Origin of the sequence: Roseobacter litoralis Och 149 (assembly GCF_000154785.2) — a bacterium.
In the GTDB taxonomy this organism is placed as follows: Bacteria; Pseudomonadota; Alphaproteobacteria; order Rhodobacterales; family Rhodobacteraceae; genus Roseobacter; species Roseobacter litoralis.
Map to the genome: position 1 here is coordinate 315,777 of NC_015730.1, position 24,931 is coordinate 340,707.

At 57.7% G+C, this 24,931-nt stretch carries 13 protein-coding genes; 6 read left to right on the forward strand and 7 right to left on the reverse strand.

Features of this window, described 5'->3' with window-relative positions:
* Window positions 1–68 precede the first annotated feature (68 nt).
* Window positions 69–11,039 (forward strand): calcium-binding protein, encoded by a 10,971-nt coding sequence (locus RLO149_RS01560; protein ID WP_013960289.1) that lies wholly within the window; start codon window positions 69–71, stop codon window positions 11,037–11,039.
* Here RLO149_RS01560 and RLO149_RS01565 read toward each other — a convergent pair.
* From RLO149_RS01565 to RLO149_RS01575, 3 genes are read right to left on the reverse strand one after another with little or no spacing between them, the layout of a single operon-like run.
* A complete protein-coding gene (locus RLO149_RS01565; RefSeq protein ID WP_013960290.1) occupies window positions 11,036–12,343 on the reverse strand; it encodes an HlyD family type I secretion periplasmic adaptor subunit in 1,308 nt (435 codons plus the stop codon). The genes RLO149_RS01560 and RLO149_RS01565 overlap by 4 nt on opposite strands.
* Entirely contained in the window at window positions 12,340–14,610 is a 2,271-nt protein-coding gene (locus RLO149_RS01570) for a type I secretion system permease/ATPase (protein WP_013960291.1), read from the reverse strand. Before RLO149_RS01570 ends, RLO149_RS01565 begins: the two co-directional genes overlap by 4 nt.
* Window positions 14,607–16,043, reverse strand: coding sequence for a TolC family outer membrane protein (locus RLO149_RS01575; protein ID WP_013960292.1), 1,437 nt, complete (start codon window positions 16,041–16,043; stop codon window positions 14,607–14,609). Before RLO149_RS01575 ends, RLO149_RS01570 begins: the two co-directional genes overlap by 4 nt.
* A gap of 198 nt (window positions 16,044–16,241) precedes the next feature.
* Here RLO149_RS01575 and RLO149_RS01580 point away from each other — a divergent pair, with 198 nt between their 5' ends.
* The 3 genes from RLO149_RS01580 to RLO149_RS01590 all read left to right on the forward strand — a co-directional run bounded on the left by RLO149_RS01580 (window position 16,242) and on the right by RLO149_RS01590 (window position 18,416).
* Entirely contained in the window at window positions 16,242–16,871 is a 630-nt protein-coding gene (locus RLO149_RS01580; RefSeq protein WP_245538106.1) for an OmpA family protein, read from the forward strand.
* 31 nt (window positions 16,872–16,902) lie between these two features.
* Entirely contained in the window at window positions 16,903–17,460 is a 558-nt protein-coding gene (locus RLO149_RS01585; RefSeq protein WP_013960294.1) for a hypothetical protein, read from the forward strand.
* Between the two features lie 113 nt (window positions 17,461–17,573).
* Window positions 17,574–18,416, forward strand: coding sequence for a bifunctional allantoicase/(S)-ureidoglycine aminohydrolase (locus RLO149_RS01590; RefSeq protein WP_013960295.1), 843 nt, complete (start codon window positions 17,574–17,576; stop codon window positions 18,414–18,416).
* Between the two features lie 228 nt (window positions 18,417–18,644).
* Here RLO149_RS01590 and RLO149_RS01595 read toward each other — a convergent pair whose 3' ends face one another.
* The 3 genes from RLO149_RS01595 to puuE are packed head-to-tail and all read right to left on the reverse strand — an operon-like array spanning window position 18,645 to window position 22,009.
* On the reverse strand, window positions 18,645–20,063 hold the full coding sequence (locus RLO149_RS01595) for a uracil-xanthine permease family protein (RefSeq protein ID WP_013960296.1): 1,419 nt from the start codon (window positions 20,061–20,063) through the stop codon (window positions 18,645–18,647).
* 45 nt (window positions 20,064–20,108) lie between these two features.
* Window positions 20,109–20,600, reverse strand: a complete 492-nt coding sequence (locus RLO149_RS01600) for an ureidoglycolate lyase (protein WP_013960297.1) — start codon at window positions 20,598–20,600, stop codon at window positions 20,109–20,111.
* A complete protein-coding gene (gene puuE / locus RLO149_RS01605; protein WP_013960298.1) occupies window positions 20,597–22,009 on the reverse strand; it encodes an allantoinase PuuE in 1,413 nt (470 codons plus the stop codon). Before puuE ends, RLO149_RS01600 begins: the two co-directional genes overlap by 4 nt.
* 147 nt (window positions 22,010–22,156) lie before the next feature.
* Here puuE and uraH point away from each other — a divergent pair, with 147 nt between their 5' ends.
* The gene (gene uraH / locus RLO149_RS01610) at window positions 22,157–22,510 is read left to right on the forward strand and encodes a hydroxyisourate hydrolase (RefSeq protein ID WP_013960299.1); all 354 of its coding nucleotides are present in this window, start codon (window positions 22,157–22,159) and stop codon (window positions 22,508–22,510) included.
* 54 nt (window positions 22,511–22,564) lie between these two features.
* Here the strand turns inward: uraH and RLO149_RS01615 are convergent, their stop codons facing one another.
* Window positions 22,565–23,494 carry a LysR family transcriptional regulator gene (locus RLO149_RS01615; protein WP_013960300.1) on the reverse strand — a complete coding sequence of 310 codons (930 nt, stop codon included), beginning with the start codon at window positions 23,492–23,494 and terminating at the stop codon, window positions 22,565–22,567.
* A gap of 100 nt (window positions 23,495–23,594) precedes the next feature.
* On the opposite strand from RLO149_RS01615, the gene RLO149_RS01620 reads away from it, so the two are divergent.
* Window positions 23,595–24,827 (forward strand): urate hydroxylase PuuD, encoded by a 1,233-nt coding sequence (locus RLO149_RS01620; protein ID WP_013960301.1) that lies wholly within the window; start codon window positions 23,595–23,597, stop codon window positions 24,825–24,827.
* The last annotated feature ends 104 nt before the right edge of the window (window positions 24,828–24,931 follow it).

Sequence of the window (24,931 nt, forward strand, 5' to 3'; positions counted from 1 at the left end):
AGAGTACGACAGCAAACGGCCATGTTGGCCCGGCGCGGATTGAGTTTAAACGGTAAGTGGATACTGCAATGACAGATGCTCCCAAAATCTCATCGATTGCGACGCAACAGGAAGTTGCAGATATCGTCGCGAGCTTCAAAGACGGTGCCAGTATCGAAGGGCTCATGTTGCTCGATGCCGCCTCAAAGCTGGATGTCATGGTCGCGGATGGCGCAGAGATTACCAAACCACTCATTCTGGGCGATGATCTGCTTTTTGTGCAGCCGGACGGTACGATTATCGGCCTGCTCGACGGGGCCAAAGCCAACTTTGCGCTGAGCGCTGAGGACTTGACGATCTCATCGCAGAATATCGTTGCCGTCGCCTTGCAGCAGGGCGCTTGGACGACGGTTGCTGATGCGGTCGAAGTTGATTTGCAAGTTTTGAGCACAACAGTGCCCGGTCGTGATGGCGGGTCAGGTGAGCAGGAACAGGTTCTTGCGGGCGATCCGTTAAACGGCCTGCCGATTTCGCCGCTGCTGCCCCCGACGGAGTATCAGTTTCCCGAATTGCGCGACCGTGAGGTTGGCGCGGATGACGGTGGTTTTGGCGAGCCGGACGTTCAGTTTGGCGGCGCGGGACTTGTTTCGCTTGTTGAGACGGACAGCGGCCTTGTCATGCGATTTTCGAACTTCGTCGAAGTGATCGCTGGCGGTGCAGATATTGGTGAACAGATCACCAATGTGACACTGACCTTGCCCGGGCTTCCTGCCGGTACAGTGGCGAACAACGGCTCTTTTTCGTCGAATGGCGCAACACAGACCTTCACCTTCAACGGCACGTTTGAGCAATATAACGCGCTGGAAATCACGCTGCCGACAGATTTCTCAACCGAAAGCCGGAACGACTTCACGCCCGGTGATCTGACGGGTACGATCACGGCAACCTCGAATTTTCTGGGCCAGGCGTCTCTGGATTTTCCGGTTACGGTCGCCGAAGAGGGGGATCTGGATTTTGGTGCCAGCGTTTTGCGCGCGCCGGAGACGGATTTGCCCGTTGTTTTCAGGCTGAACGATGGCCTCACGCCGCAGTCAACAGATGCGGATGGATCGGAATCCGTATTGTCCGTTTCTGTGGATTTGAGCGGCCTGCCTGCGGGTGCACGTGTTTCCACCGATGGGGGTGCAAATTACACCGCCGTTTCGGGCACCTATTCGTTTTCGGGCACATTGGCCGAGTATGAGCAGATTTTGGTCGAGCTTCCGGCCGACTATTCGACCACCAATCCGGGCAACACGATCACCGCGACGGTGCAGGCGACAACAGATGAGGGCGGCAACGAAATCCGCCCGATGAACCTGATTGTGGATGCAACACCGGATATCGTGATTGATCTGCCGCCAACCATCAATGCAGTCGAAGACGGGAATGGTGCCGACGGCGGCGGTGTGACGATTGACCCGACCCCCAATGCGATCACCGACCGCATCTTTGTCGAGGATATCGACGGCTCGGAAGACGCGACTGTCGTGGAGATTGTCTTTATTGACCTGCCCGCGCGTACAGAGAACGAATTCTTCACCGGTTATAACACCGGTCCTATCACCGGTCCTTTCAACGGTTCTTTTGACCCCGCGACATCAACCTGGACCGGCACGATGGCGCAGGCAAATGCGCTCACTTTTCATTTGCCGGGCGATTACTCTGGTACCTTCTCTTCGGTGATTACGGCCACCAATCCTGAGGGCAGCGAGACAGCAACGCAGACTTTCGTTGTGGCCCCGGCGGGTGACGTTGATATCAACGTTTCGCCGATTGTCGCGGCGGAAACGGATGCGCCTGTTGTCATCAACCCGTCAGACCCGTTGGTGGGTTGGCTGGTTTCGGTGTCGGATACGGATGGGTCCCTGCCTGTTGAAACGCTGCAAACCATTTCACTGACCCTCGATGATTTGCCCGCCGGGGTGATCGTGCAGAACTTGGCACCGGGAACGTTTACCTACGATGCTGTCGCGGGTGGAACATTCACGTTTACCGGGTCCCCGAGTGAATACAACCAGCTGCGGCTGGTCTTTCCCGAAGACTATTCGACCGAAAGCTCCCCGCTGGCGAGCGGCGTTATTGAAGGCACAATTTCGGGTGTTTCGAACGAAGGCAACGCGGGCCCGGTCAACGTCGAACTCAGGATCACCCCGGAAGGTGATGTGCAGATTGACCCGATTGTCATCCCGACCCTGACCGAAGAAGAATCCCTGCAAAGCTTTACGTTGGGCGATGTGCTGGACCTAAAGGTCACTGACAACGATGGTTCGGAATCTCTGTCGTCCGTCTCGGTCGAGATTACCGGGCTGCCCGCGATTGATTTCACGCTGGCGAATGTGTCTGGATTCGGATCTAGTGTATCGCTTGCGACATCGCCTGTTGACGGCACGCAAACGCTGACGGCTGTCTTTGACAGCGGTAATATTCAGGCCGCGTTCGATGCCGCGACCATCAGTCTGCCGATCGATTTTTCAACCGCCAACCGCTCCGATTTGATCGCAGGCATGACCCAGTCGATTGCGGTCAGCGCGACCGCCCAGACGGACGAAGGCGGGCAAGCCACCGCACAGTCTTTTGTCAACGTGGATTTTGTCGAGGATATCGACCTCACGCTCGCGCTAGAGATCACTGCCGAAGAAGACGCCGGCGTCCAAAACAGCAGCATTGGCGTGCGGGTCCCGCTGAATATCCTGATCGACATCACGGACAATGACGGGTCCGAAACGGATGTGGCGGGCTCCCCCTTCAGCGCTGAGGTAACGATTGAGTTTACCGATCTGCCACCGGGCGCAAGCCTTACCACCGGCACATTGACCGGGACAAACTGGACCGGCACGGTCGACGACGCGCGCAACCTTGAAATTGATTTCCCGGGCGATTACGCGGGCACCACATTGGCGAATGTTACTGTGACAACGCTGGAAGGCGTCGAAAGCAGCCCGACCGCAATCGTCATCACACCGACACCTGACATCAATATCAGCGGTGAAATCGTTGCCACGGAAACCGATAGCCCGGTTTCCGTGCTGTTTTCCGACTTCATCAATCTGACAATCAACCCAGCGAATGAAACCCTGTCTTCACTGGTTTTCACCCTGCCGGATTTGCCTGCGGGGATGGTAGCGCTCGATGGCGCAGGCCAGCCTGTTGGCACGTTCACCCCTGACGGGTCCGGGTTATTTACCTTTGTGTTTGATTCAACGGCCGAACCTCTTGTCGATCCGGCAGACATAACCCTGACCTTTCCTACGGACTTTTCATCAGAAAACCCGAACCTGCCCCTGCAAGCGGAATTGGTAGTGGTCAGCATCCAGAATGGTATTCTGAACGCCCCGGTCACAGCGTCAATCGACGTCACGATCCAACCCGAAGGCGATGTACAGATTGACCGGATCGGGACGGCCGATTTTGCTGAAACAGATGCGCCGATTGATTTCAAGCCTTCTGATTATCTTGACCCCATCGCCACGGATGCGGATGGGTCGGAATCCGTTCAACTGGTCAATGTCACCTTCAATGCGCTGCCCACAGGCACGGAGTTTTCAAGAGATGGCGTGACCTTTCAGACAGCAAGCTTTGATCTGAACTTCGTCGGCACGCTTGCGGAATATGACGCGCTTGTCATTCGGCTGCCTGCCGATTTCTCAACCCAATCGCCTGCAACGACGCTGACGGGCACCGTCATCGCAACAACGGATGAATTTGGTTCAGCGAACGAGACATTTGATGTCACCGTCTCCGCCGAGGGCGATTTGCAGCTGATCGGCACGGGGACAGTGACCCTGAGTGAAAACGATGCGCCGGGTGCGATTGATTTGGACGGGACGGTGCAAACACCGCAGGATGTGCGTTTGGCGGATGTGCTGACGGCCAGCCCAACAGATGCGGACGGGTCAGAAGAAATCAGCCGTGTGATCATTACGCTGGCCGACCTGCCAGTGGATTCGCAGATTTCCCTCGATGGCGGGGCCACTTTTGCGCCTTTTGGCACACCGGGTTCTGCTAATTTCGAGGTCTCGTCTCTAGCTGAATTCGAAGCGGTGGTGTTGCGCCTGCCGGATGATTTCTCGACCCAACGCCCCGAGGGCGCGATTACCGGCACGCTGAATTTTATCACCGATGAGGCCATTCTGAACGGTGAAACGACGCCTGCACCGGGGACAGGCAATCTAGCGCAGGCAATCACGATCGAGGTCACGCCAGAGGCGGATGTGTTCATCGCAGGTGTCGATTCCGTTGTGATCGAAGACCTCGGTACGCCGATTGATCTTGGCCTTACGGCGGCGATTACCGATCAGGATGGGTCCGAAACGCTGACCGCGCTGTCCGTGACTTTCACGGGGCTGCCAACGAATGGCCCCGTCGAATTGTCTGATGGCACGCTTCTGACGGCCACCTCCAATGTCTGGACGGGCACCACGTTGAGCGACCTTTCAGGTCTGTCGATTGTGCGTTTTCCAGAGCATTTTTCCGGTGTGATTGACCTGACAACAACGGTTGTGACGAATGAAACCGGCCCCGCAGGAGAGAGCGTTTCGACAACCGTTGAGGTCACCCCCGTGGCCGAACCCGAAATTGTCCTGACAGTGGTGCCGGGTGCCTTTGTCACGGCGATCGGCCCCGATGCGTTTTCTGTCAAGGAAGACGCAGGCGAGGATACGAACAGAACCTCTGACGACGGTTTCCTGTTGCAGATTGATGCCACCACCCCGGATCAGGATGGGTCCGAAGCGCTACAGCAAATCGTGATTGAAAACGTGCCAGCCGGATGGCTCACCGCAGGGGATGGTGCCGTCGATGCGTCGCGTTTTGCATCCGGTGGTGGCGATGTGGCCAGCGCCGATGTGGTGGGCACGACGCTGACGATCACCCTGAACCCGAACGTCGTGGCGTTCAACGCGCAGCTTCAGATGATCCCGCTCAGCGATCAGGATCAAGATGTGGAAACCCTGACGGGCGGTGATCTTTTGGCCACGGTCACGTCGATTGATACCGCTGCCGGGCTGCCAAGCGATACCGCCACGGCGCGCGATGGTGTTGATGTCAACCTTGACGCTGTGGTTGACGAGATCAACCTGCAGACGCGGAACCGCAATACAAACGAAAACCTCGGCAACCGCCGTGTTGTCGATGCGGGTATCACGCGGCTTGAGCTGCAAGATACCGATGGCTCGGAAAGCTTTACCGCCGTCATTTTCACCGTCACCGTGGATACATTGAGCGATACGTTTGATCCGGCAAGCCTCAGCGATCTGGTGTTGAACTTCCGCGGGCGCGACAGCTTTGTGGACGTGGCCCGCACGGACCCTGTTCCCGGTGACAATGAAATCAGCATCGCTCTCACCCGACCTGCCGGGGTGAGCGATGCAGACTTTGCCTCGGCCATTACCGGGTTGCGCTATAGTGTGCCGCAGAAATTCTCCGGTGTTTTGACCACACAAGGCGAAGTCTTCTGGAAAGAGACCGAAACGGGCGACGAAGAGATCGATTTTGTCGACAACTTCGGCAGCGCGGCGTTCTCGACCGTTGTGACCGTCCGCCCCGTGACCGAAGCCACGCTGGATGCGGGTGTGTTTGTCGTGGATACTGATTTCGTCGTCGCAGCGGGCACGGATGAAGTTGGCGCCGTGGCCACAAGGGCTAACCCGACGGTTGAGGACACAACGACACTGACCTTGATCGAAAGCACCAACGACAGCACGGGCGAGGGTCAGGTTCAGGCGTTCCTGCGGCTCAGCGCGCTGACGCCCGACACGGATGGCTCCGAAGAGCTGACCGAAATCGTGGTATCGAACATTCCGTCGTCCTGGATTGGCGTGGCGGAAACCACGCAGAACGTGACACTGAACCAGTCGATGTTCTTTGACATCACGGGCACTGGTGCAATCGCGCAGGCTGAATTCGACAAGATCGACACGGCCACCTACAATGCGAATACCGGCGAACTGACCATCGTCTTCTTGCCTGATGTGACCGATTTCGCCGGGTCCGTTGCTGTTTATCCAGCACTTTACGAAGATTATGACGTGGATCGTGCCAATGGGGATCCGTTCACGGATGACGGCAACTTCTTTGGCGCTGATCTGAATTTCGCGCTGACCACCAGAGATGGAAACACGGTTACGACAAGCGATCTGAATGTTGATGTAACGGTCGATGTTGATGTCGACCCGGTCAACAACGAAGCGTTTGTTTTGGCCTTTCCTCGCGGAAATGAGGCGGTGATCGATGCCGCAGGCGGCACCTTCGATTTCTCCTTTATCCCCTTCATCGAGGATATGGACGGCTCGGAGACGATCATCTCTGCCGTGTTGCGCAATATCCCGAACTTCCTGACCGTATATGTGACCGACCCGGCCAACCCAAGCGGGCCAAAAATCCCGGCATTGCTGACCGAGATCAACGGCGATGGCACACTGGACTGGAGCCTGAACGAAGATCAGTGGCAAGGCGTTGAACTGCGCGGCGTGCCTGAGCATTTCTCGGGCGATATTCCAATTGCCGTCGACATTGTGACCCTTGAGGCGAATGGCTCAACCGGTGTGACGAACCTGTCGACCGCCACCATTAGCATTGATCCGGTCGCGGATGGCGGGAACCCCAGCGAGACGTTCCGTACGCTCGAAGATCAGGCGGTGCGCGTTGTTCTGGATGGCAATATCATCGACCAGACACCGGAATCCCCGGAAATCATCGAAGACGCCTATACCATTTTCAATGTTCAGGCCGATAGCGAAGGACGTCTGCCGCTGTTTTTTGATGGTGTGCCAAATCAGACGGGCACGACGCCGGCTGGGGGTCCGATCTATTCCAACCTGATTTCGCCTGATGCGTCTGGCACCTACAACATTACTGCCGCGCAGTCGCCAAACCTGCATGTCTTGCCCGGGCAGGACAGCAACGAGGCGGTCGTCTTTCAGGTCGAGGTGACGTATGTCGAATCCAGTGTTTTGCCCGGCACGCCCGGCCCTGCCGAGACGACAACCGGCATTGGCACCGTAACGATCAATGTCGAAGGCGTCGCAGATACGCCGGACGTCGATGTTCAGGACGCCGACCCTGCCGCGACACCCGGTGGGATCGACAAAACGACGATCAATGCGATCTATGATCCAAGTGGGACAACCGACGGTGTGCCTAATCAGGATCTCGCCTACGCCTACGCCGGGTTCGACGACACGCCGTTCCAACTGATCGAACGCCTCAGCGATGATGCGCTGCAGCTGGGATTCAATGATCCGGCCGTCACAAATACGTTTGAAGCGGCGGATCCGTTGACGGGCGCGCGTGATGAAATCCTCTTTACCGATGGCGATCCTGATGGGTCTGAGACGCTGTATTACATCTTCACAGATATTCCGCCCGAAATCCGTTTTGTCGGGGGCACGCCCATAGATGCCAGCGGCGAGACTTACCTCGTGACCGCAGCGGAACTGGCCACTGTGACCGTGGTGCCGAATGTGGCCGTGAGCGATCCGAGCTATTTCAACCTAACACTGAACGCCATCGTCACAGAAAACGACGTTGATCTGTCCAGCGTGCGCCAGATTGGTCCGGGTGTCGACGTGCAGGACGTTTTGAACGACATTGACGGGTTGACGGGGGGCAGCGTGACTTCCTCCGATTTCTCGATCATTGTCCTGCCCAGCGGGAATGCGGTCGGTGGTGGCAGTTGTCCGCCAGGTGACCCCCGGCAGTTGCCGATCCCCGAATTGACCTTTGTCGGGGATGCATTCGAAGACACCGGCAATGAGCTGAAAATCCAGCTCACCGAAGTCCCCGGACAGTGGGAGAGCATTGATGATCTGAGCGGTCAGCCACTGGGTGTGGATAGCTTGGGTGTGAGTGGTGATTTCGGCGTGGGCCTGACACTGCCACCGGGCGCGACGCTGACGTCCTCAACGCCGGGTGCAGTGCTGTTTGATCCGATCACCGGCCAGTACACAATCGATTTTGCCGCCCTTGGAACGGACAGCAGCAACCCGCTTTTGACTGCTGGGACAGTGACTTACACTCCACCACCGCAAGAATCGAGCCCAAGCAACCCGTTCCCCGTCGGTGATACATTCGGTACGGCTGACCCTTACGATAGCCTGCCCGACATTCAGACCACATCGGTTCTGAACAACTTCACCTGCAATAGTTTTTCGAGCCAACCCGGTACAATGCCTGTGTTTGTGCAGCCCGTCGTGGATGGCCCGACGATTGCCATCGGCGCACCGGCATCAGCCCTCGAAGACACCGCTTTCTCGGCTGATATTACCCTGTCCAGTGCAGATGAGGGCGAGCGTGCGACAGGCGATGTTGTCATCACTCTTGGGGGGGACCCGGACGCCAGATTATTTGACGCCAATGGTGAATTGACACCGGATGCAGGCACCGGGCCGGGGACGGGCAATCCGCCCACCTTTACTCTCAGCCCGAACGCCGTGGGCACACTTGAAGTCCGCGCTGCCGAGCATTTCAGCGGACCCTTGGAGATCACCGTAACTGCGTCCAGCGAGGACATTGACGGCAGCGTCGCGTCAAACACGACAACGCAGACGATTGATATCATCCCGGTCGCTGATGCACCCGAGTTCGTCTATAATCCGGATCATACAGCGACCGAAACCGGGTTGCCACTGGTGACGGATCCGACGGGTACTACGCCCATCGTAACCATCGTTGAGGACAAACCCATCAGCTTTGGCGAAATCTTTCAAACCGCGCAATCGCCGGATCAGGACGGATCGGAAACAGCCTCTGCCGTCATCGGGCCGTTGCCGGATTACGTGATCCTGTCCGGTGCCAGCGGCATCATCGACAATGGGGACGACACGTTCACCGTGCCGGTGTCCCAACTGAATGCGCTGACGATTTCACTGGTGGACGAACACGCGCGCACACCAGACAGCGAAGACGCAACCATTCTGCCCGAAATCCCAGTCTCCATCACGATCAACACGCTGGAACTGGCCAACTCGGATCAGAATCAGGGCACGACCGACTTTATCCTGCGGGTTCTGCCGGATGCGGATAAACCAACAGTGCAGGCCAGTATCTCCCCGACCGGGGGGGCTGAGGATGACGGGACGCAATATGATATCACCCTTTCCGCTACCTCGCCTGATGTACATGAAACGATCAGTTTTGAAGTCACTTTGCCTGCGGGCAGTGAGCTGTTCGTCGGCGGGACGCCAGTAACAGTACCGGCCAGCGGCATCGTCGTCATTCCGGGTATCCCGGATCCGAGCTTTAGCGGGCCGGGCATCGGGTTCATTCCAGCCGGTCAGGTGTCCTTTGTGCCACCTGCTGATTTCGCAGGGGATGTGTCGATTGATGTTGTGGCCATCACAACGGATGAGAGCACCACCTACAGCTACACGGACACCGAATTGTCGGATGTGGCAAACCTGAACCTCGCGATCACCGCGACGCCTGATCTGACGGTGACGGTGACGGACCCTGTGGTGACCTTGCCTGAAACAGATGCGCAGGTGACGTTTACGCCTTCGTCAAACGTTGCCCTAGATGTCACCGATACCGACGGGTCAGAGAGCATTGATTCCGTCACCTTCGAGATGTCAGGCGTGCCTGCTGGCACCACCTATTCCTTCGGTGCAGGCGATATCGCGGCGAGCGGGTCGCTTGTCTTTACCGGCACCGAGGCAGAATTTAACGCGTTGGTCATCACCTTCCCGACCGACTTTGCCACGAACGGCACGCCGCTTACGTCCACCGTGACAGCCACCACGAATGAAGGCGGCAACGTGAGCGAGAGCTTTGATCTCGATATCACTGGCGAGTTGGATGTCAATGTCAGTGTGACGAACACTGACCTTGCGCAGCAGGAAGGCGTGGATTTGCTGGTCGCGCTGGGGATTGACGCGCAGATCACGGATATTCAATCGACGCCATCCGAAACACTCGAAACGGTGGTAGTGACCTTTGATCAGCCGCTGCCTGCGGGCACATTGGCATCAGATGGCGCGCTCTCCGCGACCCGTTTCACGCTGACCTTCGCACGCGGCGCTTTGTCGCCTGCCGATTTTACGCTGGCGATTGCGGCGCTTTCCCTGACGGTGCCTGCCAGCTTTGCGGGCGATATCACGGGCACGGTTTCGGTCACGACCAATCATGGCACCGCACCGGATGTGCCCTTGGCAATCAATATTAATGCGCGCCCGGATATTGTCGCACCGGTCGATGTCACGCCGACGTTTGACCAGTCACAGGTCGTAACTTTTGCGGACCTACTGGCCAATGCAACGGATACATCGGCCATGACGGTGGAAAACATCACCTCACCCGACCCGTTGGTTCAGATCAGCGTCGTGGGGACAGATGTGACCATCACGGTGCCGCCGGGATACGTCGGCACACCTGTATTGGAATACGAAGTGGTCGATAGCGCCCCGGTTCCTGCACGCTCATCAGCAACGGCAAATCTGGATATTGATACGTTGCAAATGCAGGACAGCGGGTCCGTTGTTACGGGTCCGGACGGTGTTGTGCGCAGCCTGATGACGGATGTCACCGGTGATGCAACGCTCGGCGGGACCGTCGCAAAAGGCACGGACAATGATGATGCCGTGGATTGGCTGGCCACGCAGCGCGAATACGCCGGGATCACCGAGTTCCAGTTGATGGGTGGGTCTGACTTCATCGACCTCAGCGGGGCGGCGGGCGGCTTCACGATTGACGGTGGTGCGAGCAATGACATCCTGCAGGGATCCGACGGGCGTGATACGCTGCTTGGCGGTGCGGGCGATGACATCTTTGTGCTGGCCTCCGGCCCTGTCACAATCGCGGATGAGATCGGTGATTATGGCGCAGGCGATCAGATTGACCTGAGCGAAGTTGTGAATGGTGTAAACAGCGTCGGTGGCCGCGTGTCTTATGACAACACCACGGGCGTCTTGCAGGTCGATGGCAGCAATGCCTTCGAGGTTGCATCGACAGGTGGCGGTATCCCCGCGCAGGTCGAAGTGATCTTTGAAGACAGCGCGGGTGCCGCGCAAACGGCCATCGTCTAGCGCTCGCGCAGGGCCTCAAGGCGCGCTTTGCGCAGTGGCTTGAGCAGGTAATCCAGCACCGTCCGTTCCCCGGTCAGAATATCGACCGAGGCGATCATGCCGGTGCGGATTTCGTGGGTTTCACCGTTGCGCGACAGTGCATTCGAGTCCGTGCGCACGATGATGGGGAAATATGTCTCGCCGGTTGTTTCATCGCGCTCCGCATCGGCGCCAATGCGCACGACGCGACCTTCCAGCGCACCGTAGATGGTGAAGTCAAAGGACGTGAGTTTGACCTTGGCGGGCAGATCAAGTCGGATGAATGCGATGTCTTCGGGCCGCACGCGCGCTTCGACTTCGAGATTGTCATCGGCGGGCACAATGCGTGCGACCTCTTCACCCGGTGCGATAACGGACCCCAGCGTATTGACGTTCAGGACCGACACGATGCCCTCGACCGGCGCGCGCAGGCTGGTGCGGTTCAGGATATCAGAAGCGCGTTTCAGGGTTTCGTCCAGCACGCTGAGTTCATTCAACGTATCTGAGCGCTCGGTGTTGATCTCTGCGCGCCGGTTCAGGTTCAATTCCTTGACGCGTGCTTCAGCTTCGCCCAGTGCTGTGACGGCCTGACGGCTGCGGCTGAGGACGGAGTCGCGTTCCTGCCGTTTTCTGGTCCGCTCACGCTCAATCGGGATGATCTGGGCGCGCGGCACGACGCCGGAGGCTGTGCGCAACGCGATTTCCTCGTCGAGCAATTCGAGGCTTTCGTCGATGCGGGCCAATGCACTTCCAAGCTCTTCGATCTCCTGAGAGCGTTGTTCCACCTGCGAGACAAGAACCGTGCGCTGGGACAGATCAGCCGCCTGACGGCTGTCGAAAAGCGCCATTTCGCGCAGGGCGAGCGGGTGGTCGTCCGCCAGCCCAAGGTTGGAAAAATCCGGGGCGTCCTCGCCCAGCAATTCCGCTTCGAGCCGCAGGGCCTTGGTCAGCATTGCATCGCGACGCGCGGTGATTTCGCCAAGGGTCGACGCGGCCCCGATATCATCAATGCGGATCAACACCTGACCTTGTGTTACGGCATCGCCTTCGGAAATCAGAATGTCGCGCACGATGCCGCCCTCAAGGCTTTCTACATTGCGGGCACGACCTGAGGGGACGACAACGCCCTGCGCGCGGGCCATCACCTCAATGCGCGCCCAAGATGCCCAGGACACGGCCCCCACCAGCAAGCCAACAAGGACCAACAGAAAAACCAGCGTCAAGATCCCGCGACCAGCCGACCGGGGGCGGCGCGACGCCTCAAAATCCCATTCGGTGCCGCTCATGACGGCGCGCCTTTGCCAGCTTCTTTCAACGACGATAACACCTCATCGCGGGGTCCATAGCTGCGCAAGGTGCCGCTGGTCATGACGGCCACATGCGTGACAAGCCGCATCAGCGCCATGCGATGTGTCGAGACCACAAGGGTCATGGGTTTGCGTGCAAGTGCGCGTTCGACGCCGTCAATGAACAGCATCTCCGATTGCATATCCATTGCAGAAGTTGGTTCGTCCAGTATCAGCACGCGCGGCTGCGGCAGCAATGCGCGGGCCAGCGCGATCATCTGGCGTTGCCCGCCCGACAGATTGCGCCCGCGTTCGGTGATCTGCATGCCAAACCCATCCGGGTGGCTGGCGGCGATCCGATCTACGCCCGCGTCACGCGCGGCACGCAGGATATCCTCGTCTCGTGCACCGGGAACACCAAAGGCGATGTTCTCGGCAAGGGTGCCGGTGAAAAGCACCGCTTCCTGCGGGACCAGTTGCACAAAGCGGCGGAGCGTCTCGGGGGCAATTTGCCGGGTATTCAACCCATCCAGCAGGATCAGCCCATCCGTGGGTGGCCACAGCCCGGCCATCACCCGCGTCAACGACGTTTTGCCTGCTCCGATCGGTCCGATAATGCCAATGTGGCTGCCGGCGGGTACCTTGAGGGAGACGTTTTTCAAGGCCGGAACCACCGCGCCCTGATAGTTCAGCGAGACGTCTTTCAATTCTATCTCACCGGAACGATCGGTCGTGTTGATCGTGCGCCCCCGACCATCCGCATCAGAGCGTTGGTTCATGAGTTTGCCCAGAGACTGCAAGGTCGAGATCGCGAAGCTCCCCCGCACAAAAAGCCCCGTGACCGCCGCCGTGGGGGCCAATGCACGCCCTGACAAGATCATCGCGGCAATGACCGCACCCATGGTGATCTGCCCTTCCAGCGCGAGATAGACGCCGATCACCACGATCCCGATGGAGGAGGCCTGCGTGGCCAGCGCCGTCAGTGTCGTGGCGAGTGTCGCGAGGCGGCGGCTTTTGGCTTGGGTCATCGCGGCGTCCGCACTTTGCCGTTCCCAGCGTGATTGCATGCGATTGTGCCCGGCCACGGCCTTCAGGGTTTCGAGTTCTGACACAGCCTCCGAGGCCACGAGAGTTTTCGCCCCGCCGGTTGCGCGGTTGTGCTCTGACGCGCCGCGCAGAGGGCGCAGGATGATCAGGCCCATCAGCATGACAAACCCGAGCGCAAGGGCAGGGGGATAGGCCAGCGGCCCACCAATGTAATAGATCAGCGCGATAAAAAGCACCGCAAAGGCCAGATCAATCAGATGCGACAGCGTCTGGGATGAAAAGAAATCAGCAACCTGTTCGTAATCTTTGAGCGTGTTCATCAGGCTGCCGGATGGCGGCACATCTTCGTCCAGCCGCAGGTTTGAGACATGTCGGAACACGCTGGATGAAACCGAGGCATCGACCTTGCGCCCGATCCGGTCAATAATCCCGGAGCGCAGAAGCTTGAGCAGCGCATCAAAGCCAAGCGCCAATCCAACACCGGCAACAAGCGACCAAAGCGTGATGATGGCCGCATTGGGAAAGACGCGGTCATAGACATTCATGGTAAACAGCGGTACCGCGAGGGCTAGAAAATTGATCAGCACCGAGGCCAGCACGACCTGCATGTATTCCGGCCAAAACGGACGCAACGCCCCCCACAACCAATGGCCAGAGGACGTGGCCAGCTTGGTATCCCCCAACGTTTCGGCCTGACGCTGCAGCAGGATCACATGGCCGGCATAAACATCCAGCAGGGCCTTTTGTGTGATCTTCAACGTGTCTGACGCTTGTGAGGGGCGCAAAACCGAATAGGTTTCATCCTCGTTTCGGGCGGTCAAAACGCAAGCGTCACGTCCGCGTAACAGCAAGACAACGGGGTATTCTCCGGGATCAATATCACTCAACCGGCGCCGTTCAAGCCGCGCGCGCATGCCGTGCCGCTCAGCCGCGGATACGGCCAGTTCGGGTGACAGACGCCCATCGGCAGGCAGACCAAGGCCTCCGGTCAGGACTTCGACGGCGATGTCGGTTCCGCTGATGCGCATCGCTTCGACCACCGATGCCGCCAAGGGATCGACCGGACTTGCCTGCAGTGCCCAATCCAGATTGGATCGGGTGACTTTTGCAACTATTTCCTGTGCTTTTGCCTCTGCGCCGCTGCCTGTGGTGATACGCGCGACCCGCGATTTGGCTGGTTTATCAGGTGTGGAGATGTGAGCCCTCCGATCTGCGGTCACTCAGACTTTACGCTTTTGCGCCAATCGCTAAAGCCACGTGCGTCGTCCCGCAGTTTTACGGGTTCGGAGCTGACGCCGGGTGCCCCTTCGGCGCTGGCGGCATATGCATTGCTGTCTTCAGGCGGCTCAATTCCAAGCGATGGTAACAGGATCCCTGCAGCCGCCAGCAGACGGTATTTCAGGAATACTTCCAAAGCCCTAGCATTTCGTAAATTCACGTCTGCCTGAAAAAGCGCGTTTTGCGTGTTCAAAACGTCCAGCAACGAACGGTTGCCAACGTCAAATTCTTGCGTGTAGCTCTCCAACAACTCGCGCGAAAGGGTGGCCTGACGCTCAAGGATATCGGCGCGGCGCAGGGCTGACTGCAGGTTCGCCCAGGATTGGCGCACTTCACGTTCAACCAGACGGGTCTGTGTCAAAAGCCGGGCGCGTTGCTCTCCCACACGGCGCACTTGTTCTTCGCGCTCTCCGCGCTTGCGGTTGCCTTGAAATTCATACCGTAGAACAAGGCCAACGGATGCATCGCGCACTTCTCCTTCGAACCCGCGCATGTCATCGCCGTAGCGCGTAACAGCTTCCAGATCGAGGGTGGGTGCCTTGTTGGCGTTTGCCGTGCGCGACAAGGCCTCAGCGGCCCCGACGTCGGATTGGAAAAACAGGATTGTCGGGTTGCGACGCCATGCCGTGGCTAACGTTTCTTCGACCGTTGCGGGCAGGCGCGCGGCAGGACTTGGCACCGCGTTCAATCCATCAGGTGTGACGCCAACGGTTTCCAGAAACAGGGCGCGCGTGTCCATTTCGTTCAGTTCGAATTGAAGCAAGGTGTCTTCGGCGAGAAACAGGCGTTCTTCGGCCTGTTGCAGATCACCAATGCCCAGAATACCGTTGTCAAACCCGCTGCGAATTTGTGCGAGGATGTCGCGGTGATAGGTCAGGTTTTCGCGGGCCAGTTGTGTCACTCGTTGCGTGCGCAAAACGTCGCTGTAGACCCGAATGGCCTCAAGCGACAAAAACTCAGCGCGCTCAAGCACGCGATAGGCCGCCGCATCGATCCGGTAAGCTTGACGCTCAACCTCAGACCTTGTGGCTTTGCCATCGTAAAGCCGCTGGGTCACCCGGCCAGTGACTTCATAGCCGAAAATCGCATCATCAGAGGAGGTCAGATCATTTGTGCGCGTGCCATCGTTGATGCTGCCCTCGGCGCGGGATTCAAGTTCGACGCGCGGGGCAAAAAAGCTTCTCGCCTGATCAAGCTCGAATTCGATCGCCTGTTTGTTGGCTTCGGCGGCTTTGATCTCGGGGTTGGTCTCCAATACAAACAGGATCGCGTCTTCCAGCGTCAGCGACGATGCACTGTGGGAGACGCACAGCCCCAATGCAAAAGCCAGAATGCTGGTTTTCGTTTTCTTGCGTGCCTGTTTCGACAAAATCATACTTTGCAACTCACACTGTTTTTCTTCTGCTCTTTTACCACGCATCAAATAGTTTCCACTGGGAATTGTACAGAAGATGCCTCATTTTTGTTCTCTTGTTGTACAGAGTGTGACAGTGGGGTATCACTTTCATCAACCTTAGATTAGCTGTTTGGATCCAACGTGTTGTTCAGAATGCTCTTGGCGATTTGCCTTTTTATGCCCGTTTCGCTCTCCGCACAGGATATCGGGACGATCAATTTCGCCTTCGATTCTGCCGAACTTGATGCGGAGGCTCAGGCCAAGATCGTTGAGATCGCCGAGCGTTTAAAGGAAAACCCATCGTATAAACCCACTGTGCTGATTGGCTTTACGGATGCTGTCGGTGGTTTGGGCTACAATGACCGACTGGGACTGCGCCGCGCGAATGCGGTTTCCGCCGCGTTGCTGGAACAGGGTGTGAGTGTTGACAGAATTGGCGGGGTCTCAAGCCGCGGCGAACGTGAGTTGCTTGTGAGTGTCGCCGGACCTGAACGGCAGAACCGGCGCGTAACCGTGACGCTGGGCGAGATGCTTGCGGCCTGTAGAACATATCGCGAAATTCCGCTCACCGTGTCGTCGGTCGGTGCAGAATTGCAGACCGACCTTGAGACGCGCCTCTCGGAAGCCGAGAGCTTTTTTGCGCAACTCGCTGCAGCGCGCCGCAGCGGTGCCGCCTTCCAGATGGCCGGTGCCGCGCGTGAAGACTGCAACATCGCCGTCGGATATGACGCGTCCGCCCTTCGCAAGGTTGAGTATTCCCAAAGGTGTTTTTGCAGTTCGGCACGGATGCGCGTCGCTCTGAACTGATCCACTTGCGGGATAGCTCGAAAGGGGAACCATGATCTGGTCAGTTGCATCAAAGCTCGTCACCAACCTTGCCGATAGCGCAAAGAAAAAAGGCGCGGATGGCGACAATATCCTGAAAAAGACGTTTGGTCTTTCCAGTGAAGGCATCCCGATTGGCCGCGAAGATGAACCTGTCGGCTACGTGCGCTGGAAGGCGCAAAATAATGATGCGTCCTCGCAGGGGGTTCTGAAAGAGGGAACCGACGGCGAATTGCGCTGGCGTGAGTATCTGTGGACAGGGCCCGCAACGATAGACGAATGTGATTGGGGGGCTGTGCGCTGGCGCTTTTACAGCAACGGTCTTGTGTGTTTCGATGCGCGCATGTCCAACACGAGCGGCACACTGGATTATGGCGATATTCAGGGTCACCGGATTGAATTGCGCGAAAAGAACGGGCTGCTACTGGGCGTCTGGATTGCCGGTTTCTTTGTGCGCAGATCGCTCCCGCAGCGCGGGTTTGCCTCGTCATTTATTGATGAGCATGAACCCTTGAAAATACACTTTTCGGATATTGATGACAGCCATCTTGGAGCGTGGGTCTGTCTGTGATCTGATTGGTCTTCATTTTCAAATGAAACCGAAAGGTGTTGTTGCTTTATTCGGTCTGGTGAGAGAGTGAACCGTTGCCGATACTGCACCGGCTAACCCTCAAAGGAGTTGCTATGTCCGCGCAATATTTCGCCCCGAAAGGGGGGCATCCGGATCAGAATACCCTGCTGACGGACCGTGCCATTTTCACACCTGCCTACGCTGTGATCCCCAAGGGGACGATGCGGGACATTGTGACGAGCTTTCTGCCCTTTTGGACGGGCACCCGTCTGTGGGTTCTGGCGCGTCCGATGACCGGATTTGCGGAGACATTTTCCCATTACATCATGGAAGTATCGCCCGGTGGCGGGTCTGATCGCACTGAGACTGACCCGCAGGCGCAGGCGGTCCTTTTTGTGCTCGAAGGTCAGGCCACGCTGACGGTTGATGGAAATACACATGTTCTGGAGCCGGGGGGCTACGCCTATCTGCCCCCATCAAGCGACTGGACGCTGCACAACAAGGGGTCGGACCCGGTTGTGTTCCACTGGTTCCGCAAGGCCTATGAGGCTGTGCCGGGTCTTGAGCATCCTGACGTGATCGTCACAAACGAAAAAGACATCGCACCCACGGTCATGCCTGACACGGATGGTGCATGGGCCACGACGCGTTTCGTTGATCCGAGCGACATGCGCCACGACATGCATGTGACCGTTGTCAGCTTCAAGCCGGGCGGGGTGATCCCCTTCCTTGAAACCCATGTTATGGAGCATGGATTATATGTTCTGGAAGGCAAAGCCGTCTATCGGCTGAACAACGACTGGGTCGAGGTCGAAGCGGGCGATTACATGTGGCTGCGCGCCTTCTGCCCACAAGCATGTTATGCAGGCGGCCCCGGTAACTTCCGGTATTTGCTGTATAAAGACGTGAACCGGCACATGGGGCTGCGGCCTCTTCACCGCGATGGCGTCGCTTAAACCGCAGGCCCTGTAGTTCCATGTTCTGATGGCCGCTTCGGCGGCCATCTTTCGTGCAGGCTGTTCTGGGTTCACGCACGATGGATAGCGACAACAAATCGAGGATAAGCAAAAGGCCCGATCATCCGACCGGGCCTTTTGCGTTTTATCCGGCGCACTCCTATCGCACGGCACATTCGAGCGACGGGAAAGGCAGCGCTGTGCGTTTCAAATCAAACGCAACGTGCTTCAGTCGCTTTTTGGCAGGGACCCTGATCCGTGACCGGCCATGCCACCGGAGACTTCTTCTGTCGCTTCGCCCGTCAGTTCTTCGGGCAGTACCAGATTGAGTACGATTGCGATCAACGCGGCAGGCAATATGCCTGAGGTTGCCAAAACACGCATCGTATCAGGCAAATGCTGCAAGGCACCGGGTTCAAGCTGCAGGCCAAGCCCAAGGCTGAGCGCGATTGCAAAGATCACCATGTTGCGGCGGTTCCAGTTTACGTCAGACAGCATGGAAATCCCTGCAGCCACAACCATGCCGAACATCACGATCACACCACCGCCGAGGACTTCAATCGGGATGGACGAGATCACGGCACCGATTTTCGGGATCAGCCCACATAGGATCAAAAACAGTGCGCCGATCGTCACAACACCCCGGCTCATCACACCCGTCATCGCGATCAATCCCACATTCTGGCTGAAAGAGGTATTCGGCAAGGCGCCGAAAAAGCCTGAGATGGCTGTGCCCACACCGTCCGCATAGGTCGCGCCCTCGATCTCGCGGTCTGTCGCTTCGCGCCCGGCGCCGCCTTTGGTAATGCCGGAAACGTCGCCCACGGTCTCAACCGCTGAAACAAAGGACATCAAGCAAAAGCCGATCACGGCGGCAACCGTGAATTCCATCCCGAAATGCAGCGGGTTGGGCAGGGCAAAGGAGGCCGCACGCCCGACGTTGCTGAGGGACACTTCACCAAGCAGAAAGGCAAAGGCGTAGCCTGCCAGCAATCCGATCAGCACAGCCGATACTGACAGCATGCCGCGTGCAAAGAACTTCAGCCCGAGTGTGACGAAAATCACCAGAAGCGCCATGCTCCAGTTGATCAGCGATCCGTATTCGGGTGTCCCAATCGCCGGAACACCGCCCGCCGCGTATTGGACACCGACCTTGACCAGCGCCAGACCGATCATCGTCACAACCAAGCCGGTCACAAGCGGCGGCAGCGCAAAACGCAGCCTGCCGATGAACAGGCCGAGAAACGCGTGGAACAAACCGCCAGCCACAATACCACCCATCAGTACGGCAATGGCATCCACGCCTTTGCCAGCAACAAGCGGGATCATGATCGGAATGAACGCAAAGGACGTGCCCTGTACGATGGGCAGGCGCGCGCCGATGGGACCCAGACCGATGGTCTGAAACAGCGTCGCGATGCCCGCAAAAAACATTGACATCTGGATCATATAGATCATCTGCGGAAAATCCGGGCTGTTGGAGCCAAAGCCAAACCCCGCCGCCCCGCAAACGATAATCGCGGGTGTAACGTTTGAGACGAACATGGCCAGCACATGCTGAATGCCCAAGGGGACGGCTTTTACAAGCGGTGGCGTGTAATTGGGATCGCGCAGCTGTTCTGCCGTACCGATAGCTGTATCTGACATCAGTTAAGTATCCTCTGTTGGATGTTCCGGCCTGCTGGCCAGTTTTTATTTTGGTTTGTCGATCGTTAACGGGTGGTCGAACCAGTATTCTTCAAGGTTTGATCCCGGTCCGATGCGATCCACGACCGCAAAAAGACCGGGCGCATGCAGCGGCGTCAGCACGCCATGCCACGTGCCTTTATGGTAATTCACGCCCTGACCCGGCGCGGATAGGAAAGCACGTATGTTCTTTGGGTGTCCCTCGATGTCTTGCGCGACGACGACAACGAACGGGTTAAGCGCCATGGGGATGAACGCCTGACTGCCGTCCGGGTGTCGTTCCACCATCTCAAGCTTCAGCGGCAACTGGCCCGGCTCGGCCGAGAACAGGCTGATGCCAGCGCGACCTTGCGTGAAATCCATCAGGGCAAGATCATGAAAGCGGCCACAAAGCCCTTGGTTGATCATCTTGTCGGGTGTGCCTGTGGCCTCCAACACATCGCCAAAGGGCGCAAAATCCAGCGCGGTCAGCGGTTCGAGGTGCACGGTATCGCTCATGCGCCGAACTTCTCAAACAGGCGCAGCGCGGCGATGCGTTCGACCTGCGTGCAGGCTGCGTCAAGCTCTGTCGTGGGGTTGTTGTCCAGCCGTTTGTGAAATGCACTCAGGATGCTGGCTTTGGTGTTGTCCCGCACTGCGATGATGAACGGAAAGCCGAATTTCGCAGTATAGGTGTCGTTCAGCTTCGTGAATTCCGCGCGCTCGGCGTCCGTCAACTGGTCCAGACCGACGGAGGCTTGCTCGGCGGTGGATTCCGTCGTCAGACGTTTAGCGGCGGCAAGCTTGCCTGCCAGATCGGGGTGCGCGTTTAGAACGGCCAGCTTTTGGTCTGTGCTGGCGGCGCGAAAGACACGGGCCAGCGCCTGATGTATCCCATGGGCCGTGTCATGCGTAGGCCCCAGTTCAAACGCATGTGCGGCTTCGGCGATCCATGGGCTATGTTCGAAAACCCCGCCAAATTCAGCCACAAAGGTCTCCTTGTCCATGTCAGACGGGGCGGCCGTGTCGACTGGCGGATGTGTCTTGGCCCAATGCTCGGCAATCTCAAGCCTTGTGGCAAACCACACGCCATCGTGGGATTTGAAGTACTCAATCGCGCGTTTCAGCGCGGCGGCGCGACCGGGGCGCCCGATCAGGCGGCAATGCAACCCGATGGACAGCATCTTGGGCTGACCGGCCATACCTTCTTCGTAGAGCACATCAAAGCTGTCTTTGAGGTAGCTTTCAAACTGATCGCCAGTGCTGAAACCGGCCTGAATGGCAAAACGCATGTCGTTGCAGTCCAGCGTATAGGGCACGATCAGCTGGTCGCGTGCGCCCTCCCTGATCCAATAGGGCAGATCATCGGCATAGCTGTCCGCTACATAGTCAAACTGACCGGTCTGGGCGACCAGACGCACGGTGTTGTTTGAGCAGCGCCCGGTGTACCAGCCGCGCGGCGGTGTGCCGACAACTTCATGGTGCAGTTTGATGGCCGCCTCAATCTGCGCGCGCTCTTCTTCTTGGGGCATGTCTTTGTGCTCGACCCACTTTAGCCCATGGCTTGCAATCTCCCAGTCTGCGGCTTTCATCGCTGCGACCTGTTCGGGAGCCCGCGCAAGGGCTGTTGCCACACCGTAAACGGTCAGCGGCACGTCTTTCAGCAGGCGATGCACCCGCCAGAAACCTGCACGCGCGCCGTATTCATAGATCGATTCCATGTTCCAGTGCCGCTGACCGGGCCAAGGCTGCGCGCCGGTTATCTCTGACAGGAACGCCTCCGAGGCGGCATCGCCATGCAGGACGTTGTTCTCTCCACCTTCTTCGTAGTTCAGAACGATCTGCACGGCGATCTTTGCGCCGTTTGGCCATTTTGCATTCGGAGGGGTCTCGCCGTATCCGGACATATTTCGGGGATAACGCTTCACAGTCATATCCTTTTTGTGTGATCAACGTATAAATCAAAACAATCCAATCCTTTTTCAAAAAAAATGCGAAGCAGCCTCTTGTGAAGGTTTCTTTGCTGATTGAAGTGAACTCTGCATATAAATCAGTCAAAGCAATGCGAGGAAAGTATGACCGGTTATTTGACGACACATGTGCTCGATACAGCACGCGGCTGCCCTGCCAAGGGCATCAGGATCGAACTGTTCCGGTTGCAGGGGGATTCGCGACAGCATCTTGTCTCGCTGGTTACGAATGATGACGGGCGGACAGATCAGCAGATTTTGCCAGAGGATGCGTTTGAACCCGGCACCTATGAACTCGTTTTTCATGCGGGTGAGTATCTCGATGCAATCGGTGTCGCGCCCGAGACCCCCCGTTTTCTGGATGTCATTCCGATCCGTTTCGGGATGTCAGAGGCCACGCATTACCATGTGCCGCTGTTGCTGTCGCCTTTCGGGTATTCCACCTATCGCGGCAGCTGAAACGTCATGCGAAAGACCTGAAGAATCCGCCGCTGTCTGAAATCAGATATTTCGTCAGACGCTATAGGTCGGATCAGAGCCGTCGCGCACGGATGCGGCGATGCGTTCAATCACGAAATCCATGAACAGACGTGTTTTTGGGTCCTGCCCCTTTCTGTGTGTGAAAAGGCAGGCCATCTGGCTGGGTTCGGGCGGGGTTTTCGCCGCCACTGGCACCAGCCGCCCGGCCTTGAGGTGGTCACTGATTTCAAACACAGGCTTGAGCGTAATGCCGTGCCCGGCCAGCGCCCAGTCTGTCAGAACATCCCCGTCATCAGATTCGTACCGCCCCGTGACACGGTATTTTTTCAAACCCTCCTCCGTCCTGAGCCGCCACTGAAACTCTGTCGCGCCGGGAAACCGCAAGTTGAGGCATTCGTGCCGGTCCGCAACCAGTTCATCACCAGACGTTGGGTTGCCGCGCGCCGCGATATAACTGGGGGCCGCACAAAGAATGCGCGGCACATCCGCGATTTTTCGGATGCGCAGGGTGCTGTCCGCAGGCTGGCCGAGGAAAAACGCGAGATCCAGCCCTTCGGTGGTCAGATCAACCTTGCGGTCGGTCAGGCGCAAACGGATGCTGACCTCCGGGTAGGCCGCCAGAAACGCAGGCACCTGCGGCGCGATCAGGCGTCGCCCCAAACCAAGCGGTGCCGCAACATAAAGCGCGCCCTTGGGGTTTTCGGTGATATCAACGACTTGTGCTTCGGCATTTTCGACCGAGCTGAGAATTTCGCAGGCCCCGCCATAAAACGCCTTGCCCTGTTCGGTCGGGGTCAGGCTGCGTGTGGTGCGCTGAAACAAACGCACGCTGAGGTGGTCCTCAAGTTGCGAGATGCGCGATGACGTCACTGCGGGCGAAATACGCAGATCGCGCCCGGCGGCGGACATACTGCCTAATTCGTAGACACGGACAAAGGTGCGAATGTTATCCAGATACGACATTGTTTTGTTTTTTTTGATGCTCTTTGGTCTTTTGTGTCAATAGCAGAATAATCGAGCACCGCATAGACTGGGTGCATCTCGTCAACACAGGAGAGAAACCATGTACGATCTGGCAATCATTTGGGACTGGATCGCCTTTTCGGTCCGGTGGCTGCATGTCATCACCGCGATGGCGTGGATCGGTGCATCGTTTTATTTCATCGCGCTTGATCTGGGGTTGCGCAAGGCGGCGCAGATGCCTGCCGGATGCCACGGTGAGGAATGGCAGGTGCATGGTGGCGGGTTTTACCACATTCAAAAGTACCTCGTCGCGCCTGAAAACATGCCGGAACACCTGATCTGGCATAAATGGCAGAGTTACTTCACCTGGATTTCCGGTGCCGCCCTCCTGATGATCGTCTATTGGGTCGGGGGGGAGCTTTACCTGCTGGACCCGACAAAGGCTGAGCTGTCCTTGTGGCAGGGTATCGCGATTTCCGGCGGCTCACTGGCGATTGGCTGGCTGTGTTATGACTTTTTGTGTCGCTCCAAGCTGGGCGAGAGGCCAACCGTGTTGATGCTGCTGTTGTTTGTCATCCTTGTGGTGATGTCATGGGGCTACAATCAGATATTCACCGGGCGTGCCGCGCTGTTGCATCTGGGGGCTTTCACCGCAACGATCATGACCGCGAATGTGTTTTTCATCATCATGCCCAACCAGCGGATCGTGGTCAAAGACCTCAAGGAGGGGCGCATACCGGATGCGAAATACGGAAAGATTGCCAAATTGCGCTCCACGCATAACAACTACCTGACGCTGCCTGTGATCTTTTTGATGCTCAGCAACCATTACCCGCTGTCCTTTGGCACGCAATATGCGTGGATCATCGCCAGTCTGATCTTTTTGACCGGGGTTACGATCCGGCATTATTTCAACACGATGCACGCCACCGGCAAGGGGCCGCATTGGACATGGGCCGTCACCGTCCTGTTGATGATGGTCATCGCCTGGCTCTCTACAGTGCCTGGTCACGAAACATGGGAAGAAGCAGAAGCGCGTCCGCTGACCGCCTATGAGCAGCGGTTTGCCTCGGCTGAAGGTTTTGAGGCGGCTTATGACACAGTCGTTGGCAATTGTTCCATGTGCCACGCGCGCGAACCCGTTTGGGGGCGCATGCAATGGGCGCCCAAAGGCGTTTATCTGGAAACCGAAGCGGATGTGGCACGCCATGCCGGTCAGATTTACCTGCAGGCCGGGATCAGCCACGCGATGCCGCCACCGAATGCCTTGCAGATGGATGCCGAAGCGCGCGAAACGCTTGTGGCTTGGGTACGCGCGGCGCGCAGCCAGTAGTCGTTTTCCCGGATGTGCGCTCGTGCGAACAGCTGATCTTTCTGCGGTCTGGGGCCCTAAGAGCGGGTGAGACGACACGCTTTTCCCTTGTAAACCTGACGAAA

Coding starts and splice junctions, on each gene's coding strand:
- RLO149_RS01600 (WP_013960297.1), bottom strand. CDS start 20,600: ATGAGCGATACCGTGCACCTCGAACCGCTGACCGCGCTGGATTTTGCG.
- RLO149_RS01560 (WP_013960289.1), top strand. CDS start 69: ATGACAGATGCTCCCAAAATCTCATCGATTGCGACGCAACAGGAAGTT.
- uraH (WP_013960299.1), top strand. CDS start 22,157: ATGACCGGTTATTTGACGACACATGTGCTCGATACAGCACGCGGCTGC.
- RLO149_RS01620 (WP_013960301.1), top strand. CDS start 23,595: ATGTACGATCTGGCAATCATTTGGGACTGGATCGCCTTTTCGGTCCGG.
- RLO149_RS01595 (WP_013960296.1), bottom strand. CDS start 20,063: ATGTCAGATACAGCTATCGGTACGGCAGAACAGCTGCGCGATCCCAAT.
- RLO149_RS01615 (WP_013960300.1), bottom strand. CDS start 23,494: ATGTCGTATCTGGATAACATTCGCACCTTTGTCCGTGTCTACGAATTA.
- RLO149_RS01585 (WP_013960294.1), top strand. CDS start 16,903: ATGATCTGGTCAGTTGCATCAAAGCTCGTCACCAACCTTGCCGATAGC.
- RLO149_RS01580 (WP_245538106.1), top strand. CDS start 16,242: ATGCCCGTTTCGCTCTCCGCACAGGATATCGGGACGATCAATTTCGCC.
- RLO149_RS01575 (WP_013960292.1), bottom strand. CDS start 16,043: ATGATTTTGTCGAAACAGGCACGCAAGAAAACGAAAACCAGCATTCTG.
- RLO149_RS01590 (WP_013960295.1), top strand. CDS start 17,574: ATGTCCGCGCAATATTTCGCCCCGAAAGGGGGGCATCCGGATCAGAAT.
- RLO149_RS01565 (WP_013960290.1), bottom strand. CDS start 12,343: ATGAGCGGCACCGAATGGGATTTTGAGGCGTCGCGCCGCCCCCGGTCG.